Genomic DNA, 20,216 nt, shown 5'->3' on the forward strand with positions numbered 1-20,216 from the left:
GGAGCCGATGTGAATACGCCTCGCGCAGGATTCCTGCTTACCCGCCACTGGCGCGACAGCGCCCAGGGCACCGAAATCGTTTTCTGGCTGGCAACGGACAGTGGCCCGCAGCGTCTGGTGCTGCCGGTGCAGGAGTCGATCGCCTTTATTCCGTGCGACTATCAGCCGCAGGTGGAAGCGCTGCTGCGCGACGAGCGTCAGGTGCGGCTGCAGCCGCTGGCGCTGAAGGATTTTCGCCGCCGCCCGGTCTTCGGTCTTTACTGTCGTCAGTATCGCCAGCTGCAGCGGCTGGAAAAGCTGCTGCGCGAACAGGGTATTCCGGTATTTGAAGCGGATATCCGCCCGCCGGAGCGCTTCCTGATGGAGCGCTTTATCACCGCGCCGGTATGGTTCAGCGGCGAGCCGCAGGGCGACGCGCTGGTCAACGCGCGCCTGAAGCCCCATCCCGACTATCGTCCGCCGCTGAAGTGGGTGTCTTTGGATATCGAAACCACCCAGCATGGCGAACTCTACTGCATCGGCCTGGAGGGCTGCGGCCAGCGGCAGGTCTTTATGCTGGGGCCGCCCAACGGCGACGCCAGCGCGCTCGACTTCGATCTGATCTATGTCGATACCCGCCCGCAGCTGCTGGAAGCGCTCAACGCCTGGTTCGCCGAGCACGATCCCGATGTGCTGATCGGCTGGAACGTGGTGCAGTTCGACCTGCGCGTGCTGCAAAAACATGCCGACCGCTACGCCATTCCGCTGCGTCTCGGGCGTGAGAGTACGCCGCTGGAGTGGCGCGAACACGGCTTCAAGCCCGGCGTCTTTTCCGCCAGCGCGGCCGGTCGCCTGATCATCGACGGCATTGAGGCGCTGAAATCCGCCTTCTGGGCGTTTCCCTCCTTTAGCCTGGAGGCGGTGTCGCAAAACCTGCTGGGCGAAGGCAAAGCGATCGATAACCCCTGGCACCGCATGGAAGAGATTAACTGGCGCTTCGCCAACGACAAGCCGGCGCTGGCGCGTTACAACCTCAAAGACTGTGAGCTGGTGACGCGCATCTTCCATAAAACCGCCATCATGCCGTTTCTGCTGGAGCGCGCCTCGGTCAACGGCCTGGCGGCGGATCGCCACGGCGGATCGGTAGCCGCCTTTAATCATCTCTATATTCCGCGTATGCACCGCGCAGGCTTCGTCGCGCCCAACCTCGGCGAGGTCGCGCCGGAAGCGAGCCCCGGCGGCTACGTGATGGATTCCCGTCCCGGCCTCTACGATTCGGTACTGGTGCTCGATTACAAAAGTCTTTATCCGTCGATTATCCGCACCTTCCTGATCGATCCGGTCGGGCTGATCGAAGGCCTGGCCCATCCCGACGATGCCGATTCAGTGCCCGGCTTCCGCGACGCGCGCTTTTCGCGCCATACCCACTGCCTGCCCGCCATGGTCGAGCAGATCTGGCAGGGGCGCGAGGCGGCGAAAAAAGAGGGCAATCAGCCGCTGTCACAGGCGTTGAAAATCATTATGAACGCCTTTTACGGCGTGCTCGGCACCAGCGCCTGCCGCTTCTTCGATCCACGGCTCGCCTCATCGATTACGCTGCGCGGCCACGCCATCATGCAGCAGACGCGCGAGCTTATCGAAGCGGAGGGCTTCGATGTGATTTACGGCGATACCGACTCTACTTTTGTCTGGCTGAAGTCGCCGCACGACGAAGCGGAAGCGGCCGCCATCGGCCGCAGGCTGGCGGAGCAGATCAACGCCTGGTGGCGCGAACATCTGCAGCAGCAGTACGGCCTCGAGAGCGCGCTGGAGCTGGAGTATGAAAACCACTTCAGCCGCTTTCTGATGCCGACCATTCGCGGCGCCGAACAGGGCAGCAAAAAGCGTTACGCCGGGCTGATCCGCGAGGGCGTAAAGGAGCGACTGGTGTTAAAAGGGCTTGAGTCGGTGCGCACCGACTGGACGCCGCTGGCGCAGCAGTTTCAGCAGGCGCTCTACGGTCACATTTTCCGCGGCGAGCCCTGGCAGGATTACGTACGCGACACCGTAGCGCGGCTGCTGGCGGGCGAGCTGGACGACCTGCTGGTCTATAAAAAACGGCTGCGCCGCCCGCTGGCTGACTATGAGCGCAACGTGCCGCCGCACGTGCGCGCCGCGCGACTGGCGGATGAGCAGAACCGCAAGCTGAACCGTCCGCTGCAGTATCAAAACGGCGGCTCGATCCGCTACGTGATGGCGACCGCAGGCCCCGAGCCGCTGGAGGCGCGCGTCACGCCGCTGGATTACGATCACTACGTCAGCAAGCAGCTGCAGCCGGTAGCGGACGGCATTTTGCCTTTCGTCGACGGCGACTTTGCTACACTGATTACTGGGCAGCTAGGGCTTTTTTGACAGGTGACGAACGGCCTGCCTTCCAGTACCATAGCGCCCTTCCTGCATCTCACCGCTCTTAAAACCTGACCAGACCGCCCTTTGTCTGGGGAAAAGGTATTGCCTGTGGCGGGGAAACATCACCAAAAACACCTTAAAAATTCGAGCTAGAAAAATATGGTTTTTACATTAGGTCAGCGCTGGATTAGTGATACGGAAAGTGAACTGGGGCTCGGAACGGTCGTGGCGGCAGACGCCCGCATGGTTACGCTGCTGTTTCCGGCCACGGGCGAGAACCGCCTGTATGCCCGTAACGACTCTCCGGTGACTCGCGTTATCTTTAATCCGGGCGATACGGTGACCAGCCACGAAGGCTGGCAGATGCGCGTCGATGAAGTACGCAACGAAAATGACCTGATGACCTATATCGGCACGCGTCTTGATACGGATGAAAGCGAGGTGGTGCTGCGTGAAGTGATGCTCGACAGCAAGCTGGTGTTCAGCAAACCGCAGGATCGCCTGTTCGCTGGCCAGCTCGATCGTATGGATCGCTTCGCCCTGCGCTATCGCGCCCGCAAATATCAGAGCGCGCAGTATCGTCTGCCGGTAAGCGGTCTGCGCGGCATGCGCACCAACCTGATCCCGCACCAGCTGCATATCGCCCACGACGTGGGCCGCCGCCATGCGCCGCGCGTGCTGCTGGCGGATGAAGTCGGCCTCGGCAAAACCATCGAAGCCGGCATGATCATCCAGCAGCAGCTGCTGGCCGGACGCGCCGAGCGCGTGCTGATCATCGTGCCGGAAACCCTGCAGCACCAGTGGCTGGTCGAGATGCTGCGCCGTTTCAACCTCCACTTCTCGCTATTCGACGACGATCGCTACGCCGAAGCGCAGCACGACAGCGACAACGCCTTCGAGACCGAACAGCTGATTATCTGCTCGCTCGATTTCGTGCGCCGCAACAAGCAGCGTCTTGAGCTGCTGGCAGAGGCGGAGTGGGATCTGATGGTGGTCGACGAAGCGCACCACCTCGCCTGGAGCGAAGGCGAGCCGAGCCGCGAATATGCGGTTATCGAAAAGCTGGCGGAGCAGATCCCCGGCGTGCTGCTACTGACCGCGACGCCAGAACAGCTGGGCATGGAGAGCCACTTCGCCCGTCTGCGCCTGCTCGATCCCAATCGCTTCCACGATTTTGCGCAGTTTGTCGAAGAGCAGCAGCACTTCCGCCCGGTCGCCGACGCGGTCTCCTCGCTGCTGGCCGACAAAGCGATCTCGCAGGAAGAGATGAACATCATCAACGATCTGGTGGGCGAGCAGGATATCGAGCCGCTGCTGCAGGTCGCTAACAGCGAACGCGACGGCAAACTTGAGGCACGCAAAGAGCTGATCGCCATGCTGATGGATCGCCATGGCACCAGCCGCGTGCTGTTCCGCAACACGCGCAACGGCGTGAAGGGCTTTCCAAAACGCGAGCTGCACCAAATCCGCCTGCCGCTGCCCGCACAGTATCAGACCGCCATCAAGGTCTCCGGCATTATGGGCGCGCGTAAAAGCGCAGAGGAGCGTGCGCGCGACCTGCTCTACCCTGAGCAAATTTATCAGGAGTTTGAAGGCGACAGCGGCACCTGGTGGAACTTCGATCCGCGCGTTGAGTGGCTGCTCGGCTACCTGACCAGCAACCGCAAAGAGAAAGTGCTGGTGATCTGCGCCAAGGCAGCCACCGCGCTGCAGCTGGAGCAGGTGCTGCGCGAGCGCGAAGGCATCCGCGCGGCGGTGTTCCACGAGGGGCTGTCGATTATTGAACGCGACCGTGCCGCCGCCTGGTTCGCCTCGGAAGAGAACGGCGCGCAGGTGCTGCTCTGCTCCGAAATCGGTTCTGAAGGGCGCAACTTCCAGTTCGCCAGCCGTCTGGTGATGTTCGACCTGCCGTTTAACCCGGATCTGCTGGAGCAGCGCATCGGCCGTCTCGATCGTATTGGCCAGGCGCACGATATTCAGATCATGGTGCCCTGGCTGGAGAAAACCGCCCAGGCGGTGCTGCTGCGCTGGTACCACGAAGGGCTCGACGCCTTCGAGCACACCTGTCCGACCGGCCGCACCATCTACGACAGCGTGCATCAGCCGCTGATCGACTTCCTCGCCGCGCCGGAAAACAGCGAGGGCCTGGATGAGTTTATCGCCGAGTGCCGCAAGCAGCACGAATCGCTGAAGTCGCAGCTGGAACAGGGTCGCGACCGTCTGCTGGAGCTCAACTCCAACGGCGGCGAGGCGGCACAGGCGCTGGCGGCGGAGATCGCCGCGCAGGACAACGATACCGAGCTGGTGAACTTCGCGCTGAACCTGTTTGATATCGTCGGCATAAATCAGGAGGATCGCAGCGATAACCTGATCGTGCTGACGCCGTCCGACCATATGCTGGTGCCCGATTTCCCCGGCCTGCCGGAAGATGGCTGCACCATCACCTTTAACCGTGACCAGGCGCTGTCGCGCGAAGATACCCAGTTCATCACCTGGGAGCATCCGCTGATCCGCAACGGCCTGGATCTGATCCTCTCCGGCGACACCGGCAGCTGCGCGCTGTCGCTGCTGAAAAACAAGGCGCTGCCGGTCGGCACGCTGCTGGTGGAGATGATCTACGTGGTCGAGGCGCAGGCGCCGAAGCATCTGCAGCTGACGCGCTTCCTGCCGCCGACGCCGATCCGTATGCTGCTGGATCGCAACGGCACCAACCTGGCGGGCAAGGTAGAGTTTGAAAGCTTTAACCGCCAGCTCAACGCGGTGAATCGCCACACCGGCAGCAAGCTGGTCAACGCGGTGCAGCAGGATGTGCACGCGATTCTGGTGCAGGCGGAAGAGAAAGTGGTGCCGGAAGCGCAGGCGCTGATCGCCGCGGCGCGCGCCGAAGCGGATGAGAAGCTGGGCGCGGAGCTGTCGCGTCTTGAGGCGTTGAAAGCGGTCAACCCGAACATCCGCGAAGATGAGATTGAGGCGCTGGAGAGCAACCGCCAGCAGGTGCTGGAGAGCCTCAGCGAGGCCAACTGGCGTCTCGACGCGCTGCGCCTGATCGTGGTGACGCATCAGTAATCTTTGGGGCCATTTGGCCCTTTAGACTGTCACAAAATCAAAATGCAGGTGGCATAGACCGAAGAGCAAAGCGTCCCGCGCAAGGGACAAAAACGCCGGGAGCGTTTTTGAACAACGCGGCGCGTTGGCCCGGTAACGGGCGCACCTCAGGGATGAGGGGCGTAATTGCGCGGGCCGAGCTGTCAGGGATGACGCTTTTTGCGTCTTTGCGATCGGTCTATGTCACCTGCATCCGCACCTTGTTAACAATCTTTAGGGCCATACAGCTCCCTTTTACTTTAGACAGAAAGCGAATACATCATGGAACCCTACAATCCGCCGCGCGAGCCCTGGCTGCACATCCTCTATCAGGATGCGCACATTATGGTGGTCAACAAGCCGAGCGGGCTGCTGTCGGTGCCTGGCCGTCTGGAAGAGCACAAAGACAGCGTAATGACGCGCATTCAGCGCGACTACCCGCAGGCGGAATCGGTGCATCGCCTCGATATGGCCACCAGCGGCGTGCTGGCGGTCGCCTTAACCAAGGCAGCGGAGCGCGAGCTGAAGCGCCAGTTTCGCGAGCGCGAGCCGTCAAAAAGCTACGTGGCGCGCGTCTGGGGCCATCCGGCAGCGGAAAAAGGGGTCATCGATCTGCCGCTGATCTGCGACTGGCCGAACCGGCCCAAACAGAAAGTCTGCTTTGAAACCGGCAAAGCGGCGCAGACCGAATATGAAGTGCTGGCGTATCTGGAGGACAACAGCGCGCGCGTGGCGCTGAAACCGATCACCGGCCGTTCACACCAGCTGCGCGTGCATATGCTGGCGCTGGGCCATCCTATCCTGGGCGACGGCTTTTACGCCCATCCCGAGGCGAAAGCCCGGGCACCGCGCCTGCTGCTGCATGCTGAGTCGCTGACCATCACCCATCCGGCGTTCGGCAACAGCATGACCTTCCGCCAGCCCGCCGATTTTTAAGCGGGCCCGCGCGCTACTTAAAGCCTTTCTCGCGGCGAATCAGATCGTAAGCCGCCTGGATCTCCTGCGCCTTCTGCTTCGCCATCTCCATCATCTCCGGCGGCAGGCCTTTCGCCACCAGCTTGTCGGGATGATGCTCGCTCATCAGCCTGCGGTAAGCGCGCTTGATGGTGGTGGCGTCATCGCTGCTTTTCACCCCCAGCACGCTGCAGGCATCTTCCAGCGTCGGCCCGCGCTGCGCCTGCTGATAGCCTGCGCCTTGCCCGCCGCCGAACTGCTGGCCGCCCTCCATCATGCGCAGAAACTGATCGAACTGAATGCGCGAGATGCCGAGCTCTTCGGCGATCACGTAGAGCACCTGACGCTCGTTCGGATGTAGCGAGCCGTCGGCGAAGGCGGCCTGAATCTGAATTTCCAGAAACATCCGAATCAAATCAAAGCGGCCGAAACAGGCGCTGCGCAGCTCTCGCAGCTTGCTACGCAGCGGGTAGTCACCCTGCTTGCCTTCGCGGAAGGCGCGCTGCGCGGCAGTGCGGGCCTCGCCGTGCAGCTGCATGCGATCCATTAATAAAGAAGCGATTTGAATATCGGCTTCGGTAACGCGCCCTTTCGATTTGGTCAGGTGGCCCATCACCTGAAAAGTGGTCAAAAAAAACAGCGTCTGCCGGGTTTGGTTATTCGCGAACCAGGCCTGTCCCTTTGCGCCGCGAACCTTATCGATCAAATGGCCAATCGCCAGGCCGAACACAATGCCCCAAAAACCGGCGCCGGAAAGTAGCCCCAGCACCAGCCCAATAACTTTTCCCCAGTAGCGCATAAACTCCTCAATTCGCCATGCTTGCGGCTGAAAATTGCATTATCATACCTGTCATTTATCCCAGCGCCTAACGGCAACGCGGACAGACACGGATTAACACTGGCACAACGCCGGGCAGTACGTTAGTCTCTGAGCCGATTGTCGGCATGATGCCAGTTTTCATGGAATTCTCGATACCGCGTATGAATAAACGACTACCTACCCTGCTGGCCACCATGATTGGCGCAGCGATATCCAGTCAGTCTGCCCTGGCCGACGATCTTATGTCGCAGTGTATGCTGGGCGTACCGAGCTATAATCGCCCGCTGGTCACTGGCCAGACGAACCAGCTGCCGGTCACGATTCATTCCGACGCGGCAAAGGGAAACTATCCGGACGACGCGGTATTCACCGGCAATGTAGAGGTACAGCAGGGCAACAGCCGCCTGCAGTCAGATGAGATGCAGCTGCATCAGCGCCAGCAGGAAGGACAAACCACGCCGGTTCGTACCGTCGACGCGCTGGGGAATGTGCGCTATGACGACAATCAGGTCATCCTGAAGGGGCCGAAAGCCTGGTCCAATTTGAACACTAAAGATACCAACGTCTGGAACGGCAACTACCAGATGGTGGGTCGTCAGGGACGCGGCGACGCCGAGCTGATGAAGCAGCGCGCCGATAACCGCTACACCATTCTGGAAAACGGCAGTTTCACCTCATGCCTGCCCGGCTACAACAGCTGGAGCGTGGTGGGATCGCAGGTGATCCAGGATCGCGAAGAAGAGGTGGCGGAGATCTGGAATGCCCGCTTTAAGCTGGGCGCGGTGCCGATCTTCTATAGCCCCTATCTGCAGCTACCGATTGGCGATCGTCGCCGCTCCGGTTTCCTGATCCCGAACGCGAAATATGGTAGCAGCAAAGGGTTCGAGTTTATCCTGCCCTACTACTGGAACATCGCGCCGCAGGCGGACGCTACCATTACGCCGCACTACATGTCGAAGCGCGGCATGCAGCTGGAAAACGAATTCCGCTACCTGACGCAGTTCGGCGCTGGCCTGATGGAGTTCGACTATCTGCCGTCGGACAATCAGTACGATAAAGACAAAGCGGCGCGCAGCATCGCGGAAGATAAGAGCAATGACCGCTGGCTCTTCTACTGGCGCCACGCCGGAGTCTACGATCAGCACTGGCGCTTCTACGGTGACTATACCAAGGTTAGTGACCCTTATTACTTTAACGATCTCGACTCAAAATATTACAGTTCAACCGACGGTTATGCGTTGCAAAAATTCAGCATTGGCTACGCCGACACTAACTGGGACGCCACGCTCTCCAGCAGAGATTTCCAGGTATTCGGTGATACGAGCAGTGTTAACGTTTATCGTGCGCAGCCACAGTTAGATTTGAACTTCTATCAGAATGACATAGGGCCGTTTGATGGTCGTATATTTGCACAGGCGGTTAAATTCACGAATGTGAATGAGCGAATGCCTGATGCAACACGTTTGCATATTGAACCTACGCTCGATTTGCCCTTGTCAAACGGTTGGGCGAGTCTGGATACTGAAGCTAAGTTTCTGGCAACGCATTATGAACAAAATAGCGTCGATTATTATAATAATTCCATCGATACCTTGGGTGTAAATCACCTTAAAAATTCAGTAAACCGTACGATGCCGCAGTTCAAGGTTGACGGACGACTGGTCTTTGATCGTAGTATGGATTGGGCTGAAGGCTACACCCAGACGCTGGAACCGCGTATTCAGTATCTTTATATTCCCTACCGCAACCAAAGCGATATCTATCCATACGATTCAACACTGTTGCAAACTGATTATACCGGCCTGTTCCGCGATCGCACCTATAGCGGTCTGGATCGTATAGCATCCGCTAACCAAATGGCGACTGGTGTTACCACACGCATTTATGATCAGGATCTGGTTGAACGATTTAACATTTCGTTTGGTCAAATTTACTCGTTCACGCCTTCGCAGACTGGTGCGAACCAAACAAATGAAGAAGACGATACCGGCAGCTTGGTTTGGGCTGGCGATACGTACTGGAAAGTGAGCGATCGCTGGGGGGTACGTGGCGGACTGCAGTATGATACTCGCCTTGATAACATATCACAGGGCAACGCGGTGCTAGAGTATCGCCGTGATGCGGACCGAGTTTTGCAGTTGAGCTATCGCTATAGCAGCCCAGAATATGTTGCATCCGCCTTAAATGGTTCGGCGTTACTTACCGATCCAAATTACAAGCGAATCTATGAAAAAGGGATTTCGCAAGCAGGTGTGACCTCCAGCTGGCCAATTGCTGATGCCTGGTCTGTAGTTGGAGCTTATTACTATGATACGCGCAACAACAAACCAGCCGAGCAGATGCTTGGTTTGCAATATAGTTCATGTTGCTACGCAATCCGCGTTGGCTATGAGCGTAAAATTAATGGTTGGGAATATAGTGGATCGCGATTTGACAGTAAGTATGACAACCAAATCTCATTCAACATTGAGCTGCGTGGTTTGAGCTCCGGTTATGGCTTAGGCACCGATCAGATGCTGCGCCAGGGCATTATCCCTTACCAGCGCGCTTTCTGATGTTGCGATGTTTGACTGGTAATTCCCGCACTGCGGAAACAACTATGGAAAAAGTATGAAGAACTGGAGAATGCTGATTCTGGGTGTGGCGATAGCCGCCAACACCGCGTTCGCAGCACCACAAGTGGTTGATAAAGTCGCTGCCGTTGTGAATAACGGCGTCGTTCTGGAGAGTGACGTTGACAATATGCTGCGCACCGTAAAGGCGCAGGCGCAGCAGGCCGGACAGCAGCTGCCGGACGACAAGACGCTGCGTCATCAGATCCTTGAACGTCAGATCATGGACAACATCATCCTGCAGATGGGCGAAAAAGCGGGCCTGCAGATCAGCGATCAGCAACTCGACCAGGCGATCGGCAATATCGCCGCGCAGAACCGTATGAGCCTCGATCAGCTGCGCAGCCGCCTGGCCTACGACGGCGTCAACTACAGCGACTACCGCAGCCAGATCCGCAAAGAGATGCTGATTGCCGAAGTTCGTAACAATGAAGTGCGTCGTCGTGTCACCATCCTGCCGCAGGAAGTCGATACGCTGGCAACCCAGGTTGGCGCGCAAAACGCACAGGGCACCGAGCTGAACGTCAGCCAGATTCTGCTGCCGCTGCCGGAAAACCCGACGCAGCAGCAGGTCGACGATCAGGAAGCGCTGGCTAAGCAGCTGGTTGGCGAACTGAAAGGCGGCGCGGATTTCGGCAAGCTGGCCGTGACCTACTCCGCCGATCCGCAGGCGCTGAAAGGCGGCAACATGGGCTGGGGCAAAATCGAAGAGCTGCCGACCCTGTTCGCGCAGGCGCTCTCCTCGGCGAAAAAAGGCGATATCGTCGGCCCAATCCGCTCCGGCGTCGGCTTTCATATCCTGAAGGTCAACGACCTGCGCGGCGAGAGCAAAAACATCTCCGTTACCGAAGTGCACGCGCGCCATATCCTGATCAAACCGTCGCCGATCCTGACCGATGAGCAGGCACGCGCGAAGCTGGAACAGATCGCCGCCGATATCCGCAGCGGTAAAACCAGCTTCGCGGCGGCAGCGAAACAGTTCTCCGACGACCCGGGCTCCGCCAATCAGGGCGGCGATCTGGGCTGGTCCTCACCGGAAGCCTTCGATCCGGCATTCCGCGACGCCCTGCTGCAGCTGCAGAAGGGCCAGACCAGCCAGCCGGTTCACTCCTCTTTCGGCTGGCACCTGATTCAGCTGCTGGATACCCGTCAGGTCGACAAGACCGACGCGGCGCAGAAAGAGCGTGCCTATCGCCTGCTGTTCAACCGCAAGTTTGCCGAAGAAGCGCAGACCTGGATGCAGGAACAGCGCGCCAGCGCCTACGTGAAAATCCTGGACGGCAATGCCCAGTAATTATCGCGTCGTTATTACGCCCGGCGAACCCGCCGGGATTGGCCCCGATCTCGCCATTCAGCTGGCTCAGCAAAGCTGGCCGGTTGAACTGGTGGTCTGCGCGTCGCCGCAGCTGCTGCTTGCGCGCGCCGCTCAGCTCGGCTTGCCGCTGACGCTGCGCGACTATCAGCCCGGTCTTGCGGCGCAGCCGCAGCAGGCCGGCTCGCTGACGATTCTGCCGATAGAGACCGCGCAGCCGGTTACGCCAGGCGAACTCCAGCCAGCCAACAGCGCCTATGTGCTGGCGACCCTGGCGCGCGCCTGCGACGGCTGCCTGAACGGCGAATTCGCCGCGCTGATCACCGGCCCGGTGCATAAAGGCGTGATTAACGATGCCGGCATTCCTTTTACCGGCCATACCGAATTCTTCGCCGACCGCGCCGGCGGTCATCGCGTCGTGATGATGCTGGCGACCGAAGAACTGCGCGTCGCGCTGGCGACCACGCATCTGCCGCTGAAAGATGTCTCTGCGGCGATTACCCACGCCAGCCTGCGCGAGGTCATTACCATCCTGCATCGCGATCTGCAGCAGAAGTTCGCCATCCCTCAGCCGCATATCTTTGTCTGCGGGCTCAATCCCCATGCAGGCGAGAGCGGCCATATGGGACGCGAAGAGATCGATACCATTATTCCGGCGCTCGACTCCCTGCGTGAACAGGGCATCCAGCTTACCGGGCCACTGCCGGCCGATACCCTTTTCCAGCCGAAATATCTGCAGCACGCCGATGCGGTGCTGGCGATGTATCACGATCAGGGTTTGCCGGTGCTAAAATTTCAGGGGTTTGGCCGCGCGGTGAATATCACCCTCGGCCTGCCCTTTATCCGTACCTCCGTCGACCACGGCACCGCGCTTGAGCTGGCCGGTCTGGGCCAGGCGGAGCCGGGCAGCTTTATTACGGCGCTTAACCTCGCCATCACTATGATCAAGAGCAGTAATGAATAATCGCGTCCATCAGGGGCACTACGCCCGTAAACGTTTCGGGCAGAACTTCCTGAACGATCAGTACATTATCGACAGCATTGTCTCCGCCATCCATCCGCAGCGCAGCGAAGCGCTGGTGGAGATCGGCCCTGGCCTCGGCGCGCTGACCGAACCGGTCGGCGAGCGCCTCGACGCCTTAACGGTGGTCGAGCTGGACCGCGATCTGGCCGCACGTCTGCAGACGCATCCGTTCCTCGGTCCGAAGCTAACGATCTATCAGCAGGATGCGATGAGCTTCGATTTCGCCGCGCTGGCGAAAGAAAAAGGCCAGCCGCTGCGCGTCTTTGGCAACCTGCCCTACAATATTTCGACCCCGCTGATGTTTCACCTTTTCAGCTATACTGGTTCGATTAAAGATATGCACTTCATGCTGCAGAAAGAGGTGGTCAACCGCCTCGTCGCCGGGCCAGGCAGTAAAGCCTATGGCCGCCTCAGCGTGATGGCGCAATATTATTGTCAGGTTATCCCGGTACTTGAAGTGCCGCCGCACGCTTTTACACCGCCGCCGAAAGTGGATTCGGCAGTGGTGCGCCTGGTGCCGTTTGTGGAACCGCCGCATCCGGTCAGTGATATTCGCGTACTGAGCCGCATCACCACCGAAGCCTTCGGCAAGCGCCGCAAAACCCTGCGCAACAGCCTCGGCTATCTGTTCACCGCTGGCGCGCTGGAAGAGCTGGGCATTGATGCAGGACTACGCGCGGAAAACGTGTCGGTGGCGCAATACTGTCAGTTGGCCAACTGGCTGGCGACGCACAACGTTGAACCGCTGGAGTAACGCATGAGTGAATCGGCCCGGATGTCTGTTCAGGTACAAAGCCTCTATATCGCTTCTCAATCTTCACCGGAAGAGGAGCGCTTTGTCTTTGCCTATACCATAACCATCCGCAATCTGGGTCGAAACGCCGTACAGCTGCTGGGTCGCTACTGGCTCATCACTAACGGCAACGGGCGCGAAACCGAAGTTCAGGGCGAAGGCGTGGTCGGCGAGCAGCCCGTGATTGCACCCGGCAGCGAATTTCAGTACACCAGCGGCGCTGTTATCGAAACGCCGATGGGCACCATGCAGGGGCACTATGTGATGCAGGATGAGGACGGGGAAACCTTCCACATCGACATCCCGGTGTTCCGCCTCGCCGTAGAAACCCATATACACTGATCTTTTCACCCTTCGCCCGGCTCTGCCGGGCGCGGTTTTTTATTGCGGATAATTCTCTATGAGCACATATCTGATTGGCGACGTTCACGGTTGTTACGATGAGCTGCGCGCTCTGCTGAAGCAGGTCGACTTTTCGCCTGAGCAGGATACGCTGTGGCTGACCGGCGACCTGGTCGCGCGCGGCCCGGATTCGCTTGAGGTGCTGCGCTATGTAAAATCGCTCGGCGAGAGCGTGCGTCTGGTGCTGGGCAATCATGATTTGCATTTGCTGGCGGTGTTCGCCGGCATCAGCCGCAACAAACCCAAGGATCGCCTGACGCCGCTGCTCGAAGCGGAGGACGCCGACGAACTGCTTAACTGGCTGCGCCGCCAGCCGCTGTTGCAGGTCGATGAAGAGAAGAAGCTGGTAATGGCGCACGCCGGCATCACGCCACAGTGGGATTTAGAGACGGCGCAGACCTGCGCGCGCGAGCTGGAGGCGGTGCTCTCCAGCGACAGCTACCCGCTGTTTCTGGATGCCATGTACGGTGACATGCCGAATAACTGGACGCCAGAGCTAAGTGGCCTGGCGCGCCTGCGCTTTTCCGCCAATGCTCTGACGCGCATGCGCCTCTGCTTCCCCAACGGCCAGCTCGATATGATTTGCAAAGAGGCGCCGGACTCCGCGCCGCCGCCGCTCAGGCCCTGGTTTACCATCCCTGGCAAGCTGCCTGAAGACTACACGCAGGTGTTCGGCCACTGGGCCTCGCTGGAGGGCAAAGGCACACCGCCCGGCGTGATCGGCCTGGATACCGGCTGTTGCTGGGGCGGCGTGCTGACGCTGCTGCACTGGGAAAGCCAGCGCTACTATACGCAGCCCTCCAGCCGTCAGTCGTCTATAACCGACAGCGTCCCGCCGCAGCAGTCCGCCTGAGAGAGGCGAAAAAGAAAACGCCTTGTCGTTAGACAAGGCGTGAAATAGTGCCGACGCGGTAGACCGGGCTCGATCGCAAAGTCGCTCAAGGCATCCATGCTCGCTCGGCCCACGCCATCCATGGCGTGGAACGCTTTGCTCTCCTAGCCCGGTCTACCACTTGCAAGCGTTTTAATCATTTGCCAAATGCCCTTCAACAAGGCGTTTTGCTGATTAACGCTTAGCGACGATCGAGGATTTCGAAGCAGTAGCTGTGGGAGTTCTGCCCGTCGGCGTCGTGAAACTCGCTAAAGGTCGATTGCCATTCATCCGGTTCGTAATCCGGGAACTGCGTGTCCCCTTCTACCTCGGCGTCAATATGGGTGAGATAGAGACGATCGGCGCGCTTCAGCATCTGTTCGTAGATCCGCCCGCCGCCAATCACCATTATCTCCGGCACGTCGCCGGCCGCTTTAATCGCCTCATCCAGCGAGGTCACCCAGGTGACGCCTTCCGTCGCGCCCGGTTGGCTGCTGACCACGATATTAAGGCGTCCTGGCAGCGGACGACCGATAGATTCAAAGGTCAGACGACCCATAATCACCGGCTTATTCAGGGTGTTACGTTTAAACCACGCCAAATCCGCAGGCAGGTTCCACGGCATGGCACCTTCCATACCAATGACGCGATCTGCTGCTAATGCCGCGATCAGACTAATCATGTTAAGAGACTCACAGATAAAAAATTCGCGCCATCATACGTAAAGGCGAAACTTTCGTCGATAGGGGGAAGAGTGTAATTACGTAAAGGGCTAATGCCACCGCATTTTTATTACTCAGCAGAGTTTTACACCGCTTTTTTCCTGTGCGGCACCCTAAGCCGCCAGATAAAATAGGTTACCTGGCACAAGGGCGGGAATAGCGCGTTTCACCTTGACCTGACAGGAACCGCTGCTCTGATTTGACTAAAAAAAGGACCCATAAAGTGAATCACTATCTGACGGTTTTGAAAATGTACGCGGTTGTTAACGGTCGCTGTCGTCGCAAAACGTTCTGGCTGTTTTTATTATTCAGCACGCTGATTTCGCTGGCCTGCAGCGCAGTCGATGAACTGATCGGACTGAAGGTTTTTTCTGACCAGGGGCTGCTTTCGCTCATCTACTCCGTTGTCGTCCTGATCCCCTCTGTCGCCGTCGGCGTACGTCGTCTGCACGACCTCGATCGCTCTGGCTGGTGGCTGCTGATTATGCTCATTCCGCTGCTGGGCACGCTGCTGCTGCTGATTTATTTCTGCCTGCGCGGCACGGTCGGCCCCAACCGATTTGGCCCCGATCCGCTTGATGACGCGGCACTGGCCCCCTGAAAAAACGGCTCCCTCGGGAGCCGCTATCTTTTTGACGATTAGAAATCGTAGCGCAGACGCACCAGGTTCATATCGCCCAGGTTGTCGGTGCTGGAGGTGAAGACGTGTTCGTAGTCGACGCGGAAACCGTAGTCGAGGAACAGCGTAACGCCCACGCCGTTGTCGATGCGCTGGTAGTTACGGCCGTTAACATACTCCAGACGATCGCCCATTACGTAAGGCTGCACCGCTTTCAGACCGTACTGCTTGACCGGGATTTTATAGCCAGCGAAGTATTCCAGGCCCCAGGCGTCATCAGCAAAATAGTCGTTAACGTTGCTGCGCTTAGTCAGCAGGAAGTTTTGATACCAGCCGCCGCCCGCGGAGAGCGTCCAGTTGCCCGGCTTCCAGCTTAGTGCAGTGCCGTAGATATTCTGGTTATAGTCGCCGCTGTCGCTATTACCCGGATTACGCATCTCCGCGCGGGTATAGTTCCACGCTGTGCCCCAGGTCAGGTCGTCGGTAATATGGTAATCCACGCCCAGTGAACCGCCGCCTTTACGCTTGTAGCGCAGGCCGTTGCCCGGCAGATATTCGTTGTCGCTGAACAGATAAGAGGCGTAGAGGTCGACCGCGCCGAAGGTATTTTTATACTTCAGCTGCTTGCGCGAACGGTAAGAGCCGTCGTAGTCGCCGCTGATGCCGTTGCCCGGCGCCTGGCCTTTCATGTCGTAATCCCAGATATCGGTCTTCGCGCCGACAACATCATAGAAAACGCTGTTCTGCTGGCCGAAATAGATTTCGCCCCAGGTTTTGCTTTTCAGGCCGGTATAGAGCTGGCGACGCGTGGTGTCGTTGGCGCCATCTTTATAGTGGTTATCCCAGTCGAATACGGCGGGAATATTAACGCCCACCTCGTAGTAGCTGGCCCAGCTAATATCGTCGAACAGATAATAGTCAGCGGCGAAGCGGAAGCGGGTGCCGCCGTCAAAGCCATTACGCTTGAAAGATTTATCGTTGACGCCGGTCTGGTGTTCGAACTGCGGGCGAATACTGCCGCCCACGGTGAAGTTCAGTCGGCTCAGCGGATTGCCCGCCTGCGGATCTTGTTTAAGCAGAGTAACTTCAGCCTGGCTGGCAATGGGCGCAGCCGCCATTAACGCAGCAATAGCGCTCAGTGTGAAAGCACGCATTTTCATTTTTTTATAAATCCCTGATTGGCCCGGAAGAATAGGCGGCGAGATATTACGTTGAGCAGACAGGCTTTCGCTTTATAAATTTGTGCGATTTTTACAGAAAATTATCGCAATAGCATGGTGCGCTAATCCTAAAGACAAATGCGCAAAACTTTAATCGTTTTTAGTTATTTATTATCAAAGCTGCTGATAAAAAAATAAAAAAAACGGCCCCGGAGGGCCGTTTAATTATGCACGGAAATTAACCGTTAATAAGCGCGTGCATTTCCTGTACGGAAATCACTTTTTCCGTTGGATCCGCATTCAGCGACATCGCCGTGGCGAAACCGCCGTTCAGCGTAGTGTCGTAGTGCACTTTATACTGCAGCGCGCTGCGACGAATAACGCGCGAATCCTCAATCGCCTGACGACCGGCAGTGGTGTTGACGATATAGGTATATTCGCCGTTCTTCAGGCGATCCTGAATATGCGGGCGGCCTTCGTGCACCTTATTCACCAGACGCGGATTAATGCCCGCTTCACCCAGCACCACGGCGGTACCATGGGTGGCATCCAGCTCAAAGCCAAACTTCAGCAGCTTGGCCGCCAGATCGACGATGCGCTTCTTATCGCCTTCGCGGACCGACAGCAGCGCGCGGCCGCTCTTCTTCATATTGCTCTGGGCGCCCAGCATCGCCTTCGAGAAGGCTTCGGCAAAGGTACGGCCCACGCCCATCACTTCGCCGGTGGAGCGCATTTCCGGGCCGAGAATGGGATCCACGCCCTGGAATTTATTGAACGGCAGCACCACCTCTTTTACCGAGTAGTACGGCGGGATCACCTCTTTCGTGACGCCCTGCTCGGCCAGCGTTTTGCCCGCCATGACGCGCGCCGCGACTTTCGCCAGCGGCACGCCGGTGGCTTTAGAGACGAACGGCACGGTACGCGCCGCGCGTGGGTTGACCTCAATCAGGTAAACCTCGTTGTCCTTCACCGCGAACTGCACGTTCATCAGACCGCGCACGTTGAGTTCGAACGCCAGGCGCTCGACCTGCTGACGCATCACGTTCTGAATCTCCTGGCTCAGCGTGTAGGCGGGCAGCGAACAGGCGGAGTCGCCCGAGTGGACGCCTGCCTGCTCGATGTGCTCCATGATGCCGCCAATCAGCACGCGCTCGCCGTCGCAGATCGCGTCCACGTCCACCTCGACCGCGTCGTCCAGGAAGCGATCCAGCAGCACCGGCGCATCGTTGGAGACGGAGACGGCGGTCTGGAAGTAGCGCTTGAGGTCGATCTCGTCGTAGACGATCTCCATCGCGCGGCCGCCCAGCACATAAGAAGGACGCACCACCAGCGGATAGCCGAGGCTGGCCGCTTTCTCAACCGCCTGCTCCAGCGTGGTAACGGTGGCGTTAGCCGGCTGCTTCAGGTTCAGGCGATCGACCGCCTGCTGGAAGCGCTCGCGATCTTCGGCGCGGTCAATCGCGTCCGGGCTGGTGCCGATAACCGGCACGCCTGCGGCTTCCAGCGCGCGCGCCAGCTTCAGCGGCGTCTGGCCGCCGTACTGCACGATCACGCCTTTCGGCTGCTCGATGCGCACGATCTCCAGCACGTCTTCCAGCGTGACCGGCTCGAAGTAGAGACGATCAGAGGTGTCGTAGTCGGTAGAAACCGTTTCCGGGTTGCAGTTCACCATAATGGTTTCGAAACCATCTTCGCGCAGCGCCAGCGCGGCGTGCACGCAGCAGTAGTCAAACTCGATGCCCTGCCCGATGCGGTTTGGCCCGCCGCCCAGCACCATAATCTTGTCGCGATCCTGATTCGGGTTCGCCTCGCACTCCTCTTCATAGGTGGAGTACATATAGGCGGTATCGGTGGCGAACTCGGCGGCGCAGGTATCGACGCGCTTATAGACCGGATGCAGGTTGTACTGCTGACGCAGCTTGCGGATCTCCCCTTCCGAGACGCCTGCCAGCGCAGCCAAACGCGCATCGGCAAAGCCTTTACGCTTCAGCGCGCGCAGGAACGGCTGGCTCAGGCCGTTGACGCCCTCGCGTGCCACCTGCTCTTCCAGACGCACCAGCTCTTCAATCTGCACCAGGAACCAGCGATCGATATTGGTCAGGTTGAAGACGCCGTCGACCGACATGCCGGCGCGGAACGCATCGGCGATATACCAGATACGATCGGCGCCTGCATCTTTCAGCTCGCGGCGAATGCGGGTCAGCGCATCGGCATCGTCAAGATGCACTTTCGGGTCGAAGCCGGTAGCGCCGACTTCCAGACCGCGCAGCGCTTTCTGCATCGACTCCTGGAAGGTGCGGCCAATCGCCATTACCTCGCCGACCGATTTCATCTGGGTCGTCAGGCGGTCGTTCGCGCCGGCGAATTTCTCGAAGTTAAAGCGCGGGATTTTGGTCACGACATAGTCGATAGAGGGTTCAAACGACGCCGGCGTCAGGCCGCCTGTAATGTCGTTCATCAGCTCATCCAGCGTAAAGCCGACCGCCAGCTTGGCCGCCACTTTAGCGATGGGGAAGCCCGTCGCCTTAGAGGCGAGCGCCGAGGAGCGCGAGACGCGCGGGTTCATTTCGATAACGATCAGGCGGCCGTCTTTCGGGTTGACCGAGAACTGTACGTTGGAGCCACCGGTTTCCACGCCGATTTCACGCAGCACCGCCAGCGAGGCGTTACGCATGATCTGATACTCTTTATCGGTCAGCGTCTGCGCTGGCGCGACGGTGATGGAGTCGCCGGTGTGAATGCCCATGGCGTCGAAGTTTTCGATAGAGCAGACGATGATGCAGTTGTCATTTTTGTCGCGCACCACCTCCATCTCATACTCTTTCCAGCCAATCAGCGACTCATCGATCAGCAGCTCGTTGGTCGGCGAGAGGTCGAGCCCGCGTTCGCAGATCTCTTCAAACTCTTCACGGTTATAGGCGATGCCGCCGCCGGTGCCGCCCATGGTGAACGAGGGACGAATAATGCATGGGAAGCCAACCTCTTCAGCCACGGCCAGCGCTTCTTCCATGGTATGGGCGATGCCTGAACGCGCCGTATCCAGTCCGATGCTTTTCATCGCCACGTCGAAGCGGCGGCGATCTTCTGCTTTATCGATGGCATCAGCCGTGGCGCCAATCATGGTGACGCCGAACTCTTCCAGCACGCCCTGACGCTCCAGCTCCAGCGCGCAGTTCAGCGCGGTCTGGCCGCCCATGGTCGGCAGCACCGCATCCGGGCGCTCTTTTTCGATAATTTTGCGTACCACTTCCCAGTGAATCGGCTCGATATAGGTCGCATCGGCCATCTCCGGGTCGGTCATAATGGTCGCCGGGTTGGAGTTGACCAGAATGACGCGATAGCCCTCTTCGCGCAGCGCCTTACACGCCTGCGCGCCAGAGTAGTCAAACTCACAGGCCTGGCCGATAACAATCGGGCCTGCGCCAAGGATCAGGATGGATTTTATATCTGTACGTTTCGGCATTTTCTGGCTCCTG

The 20,216-nt window shown here is 58.8% G+C and carries 14 protein-coding genes; 10 read left to right on the plus strand and 4 right to left on the minus strand.

Annotation, left to right across the window (positions count from 1 at the left end):
• Positions 1–9: 9 nt before the first annotated feature.
• From polB to rluA, 3 genes are all read left to right on the plus strand, one after another.
• Entirely contained in the window at positions 10–2,370 is a 2,361-nt protein-coding gene (gene polB / locus ACR6A7_RS17140) for a DNA polymerase II (protein WP_434126305.1), read from the plus strand.
• Between the two features lie 156 nt (positions 2,371–2,526).
• Positions 2,527–5,433: an RNA polymerase-associated protein RapA gene (gene rapA / locus ACR6A7_RS17145; RefSeq protein WP_434126307.1), complete on the plus strand. Its 2,907-nt coding sequence runs from the start codon at positions 2,527–2,529 to the stop codon at positions 5,431–5,433.
• 300 nt (positions 5,434–5,733) lie between these two features.
• The gene (gene rluA / locus ACR6A7_RS17150) at positions 5,734–6,387 is read left to right on the plus strand and encodes a bifunctional tRNA pseudouridine(32) synthase/23S rRNA pseudouridine(746) synthase RluA (RefSeq protein WP_434126309.1); all 654 of its coding nucleotides are present in this window, start codon (positions 5,734–5,736) and stop codon (positions 6,385–6,387) included.
• A 13-nt stretch (positions 6,388–6,400) separates the two neighbouring features.
• On the opposite strand, the gene djlA is transcribed toward rluA, so the two are convergent.
• On the minus strand, positions 6,401–7,204 hold the full coding sequence (gene djlA, locus ACR6A7_RS17155) for a co-chaperone DjlA (protein ID WP_434126311.1): 804 nt from the start codon (positions 7,202–7,204) through the stop codon (positions 6,401–6,403).
• 182 nt (positions 7,205–7,386) lie between these two features.
• On the opposite strand from djlA, the gene lptD reads away from it, so the two are divergent.
• From lptD to apaH, 6 genes are read left to right on the plus strand one after another with little or no spacing between them, the layout of a single operon-like run.
• Entirely contained in the window at positions 7,387–9,780 is a 2,394-nt protein-coding gene (lptD, locus tag ACR6A7_RS17160; RefSeq protein WP_434126312.1) for an LPS assembly protein LptD, read from the plus strand.
• Positions 9,781–9,835: 55 nt separating this feature from the next.
• Positions 9,836–11,131: a peptidylprolyl isomerase SurA gene (gene surA / locus ACR6A7_RS17165; protein ID WP_434126314.1), complete on the plus strand. Its 1,296-nt coding sequence runs from the start codon at positions 9,836–9,838 to the stop codon at positions 11,129–11,131.
• Positions 11,121–12,113: a 4-hydroxythreonine-4-phosphate dehydrogenase PdxA gene (gene pdxA, locus ACR6A7_RS17170; protein ID WP_434126316.1), complete on the plus strand. Its 993-nt coding sequence runs from the start codon at positions 11,121–11,123 to the stop codon at positions 12,111–12,113. The genes surA and pdxA overlap by 11 nt, the downstream gene beginning before the upstream one ends.
• Entirely contained in the window at positions 12,106–12,927 is an 822-nt protein-coding gene (gene rsmA / locus ACR6A7_RS17175) for a 16S rRNA (adenine(1518)-N(6)/adenine(1519)-N(6))-dimethyltransferase RsmA (RefSeq protein WP_434126317.1), read from the plus strand. Before pdxA ends, rsmA begins: the two co-directional genes overlap by 8 nt.
• 3 nt (positions 12,928–12,930) lie before the next feature.
• Positions 12,931–13,308 carry a Co2+/Mg2+ efflux protein ApaG gene (gene apaG / locus ACR6A7_RS17180; RefSeq protein ID WP_434126319.1) on the plus strand — a complete coding sequence of 126 codons (378 nt, stop codon included), beginning with the start codon at positions 12,931–12,933 and terminating at the stop codon, positions 13,306–13,308.
• Between the two features lie 58 nt (positions 13,309–13,366).
• Complete coding sequence (gene apaH / locus ACR6A7_RS17185; RefSeq protein WP_434126320.1) at positions 13,367–14,221, plus strand: bis(5'-nucleosyl)-tetraphosphatase (symmetrical) ApaH; 855 nt, start codon at positions 13,367–13,369, stop codon at positions 14,219–14,221.
• Between the two features lie 220 nt (positions 14,222–14,441).
• Here apaH and folA read toward each other — a convergent pair whose 3' ends face one another.
• Positions 14,442–14,921, minus strand: coding sequence for a type 3 dihydrofolate reductase (gene folA / locus ACR6A7_RS17190; RefSeq protein ID WP_434126322.1), 480 nt, complete (start codon positions 14,919–14,921; stop codon positions 14,442–14,444).
• Between the two features lie 263 nt (positions 14,922–15,184).
• On the opposite strand from folA, the gene ACR6A7_RS17195 reads away from it, so the two are divergent.
• Positions 15,185–15,562 (plus strand): DUF805 domain-containing protein, encoded by a 378-nt coding sequence (locus ACR6A7_RS17195; protein ID WP_434126324.1) that lies wholly within the window; start codon positions 15,185–15,187, stop codon positions 15,560–15,562.
• Positions 15,563–15,600: 38 nt separating this feature from the next.
• Here ACR6A7_RS17195 and ACR6A7_RS17200 read toward each other — a convergent pair whose 3' ends face one another.
• Together ACR6A7_RS17200 and carB are read right to left on the minus strand one after the other, a co-directional pair.
• The gene (locus ACR6A7_RS17200) at positions 15,601–16,740 is read right to left on the minus strand and encodes a porin (protein ID WP_434126325.1); all 1,140 of its coding nucleotides are present in this window, start codon (positions 16,738–16,740) and stop codon (positions 15,601–15,603) included.
• Positions 16,741–16,978: 238 nt separating this feature from the next.
• A complete protein-coding gene (gene carB, locus ACR6A7_RS17205) occupies positions 16,979–20,203 on the minus strand; it encodes a carbamoyl-phosphate synthase large subunit (protein WP_434126327.1) in 3,225 nt (1,074 codons plus the stop codon).
• Positions 20,204–20,216: the final 13 nt, after the last annotated feature.

This window comes from Pantoea phyllosphaerae (assembly GCF_051025595.1).
GTDB lineage: Bacteria > Pseudomonadota > Gammaproteobacteria > Enterobacterales > Enterobacteriaceae > Pantoea.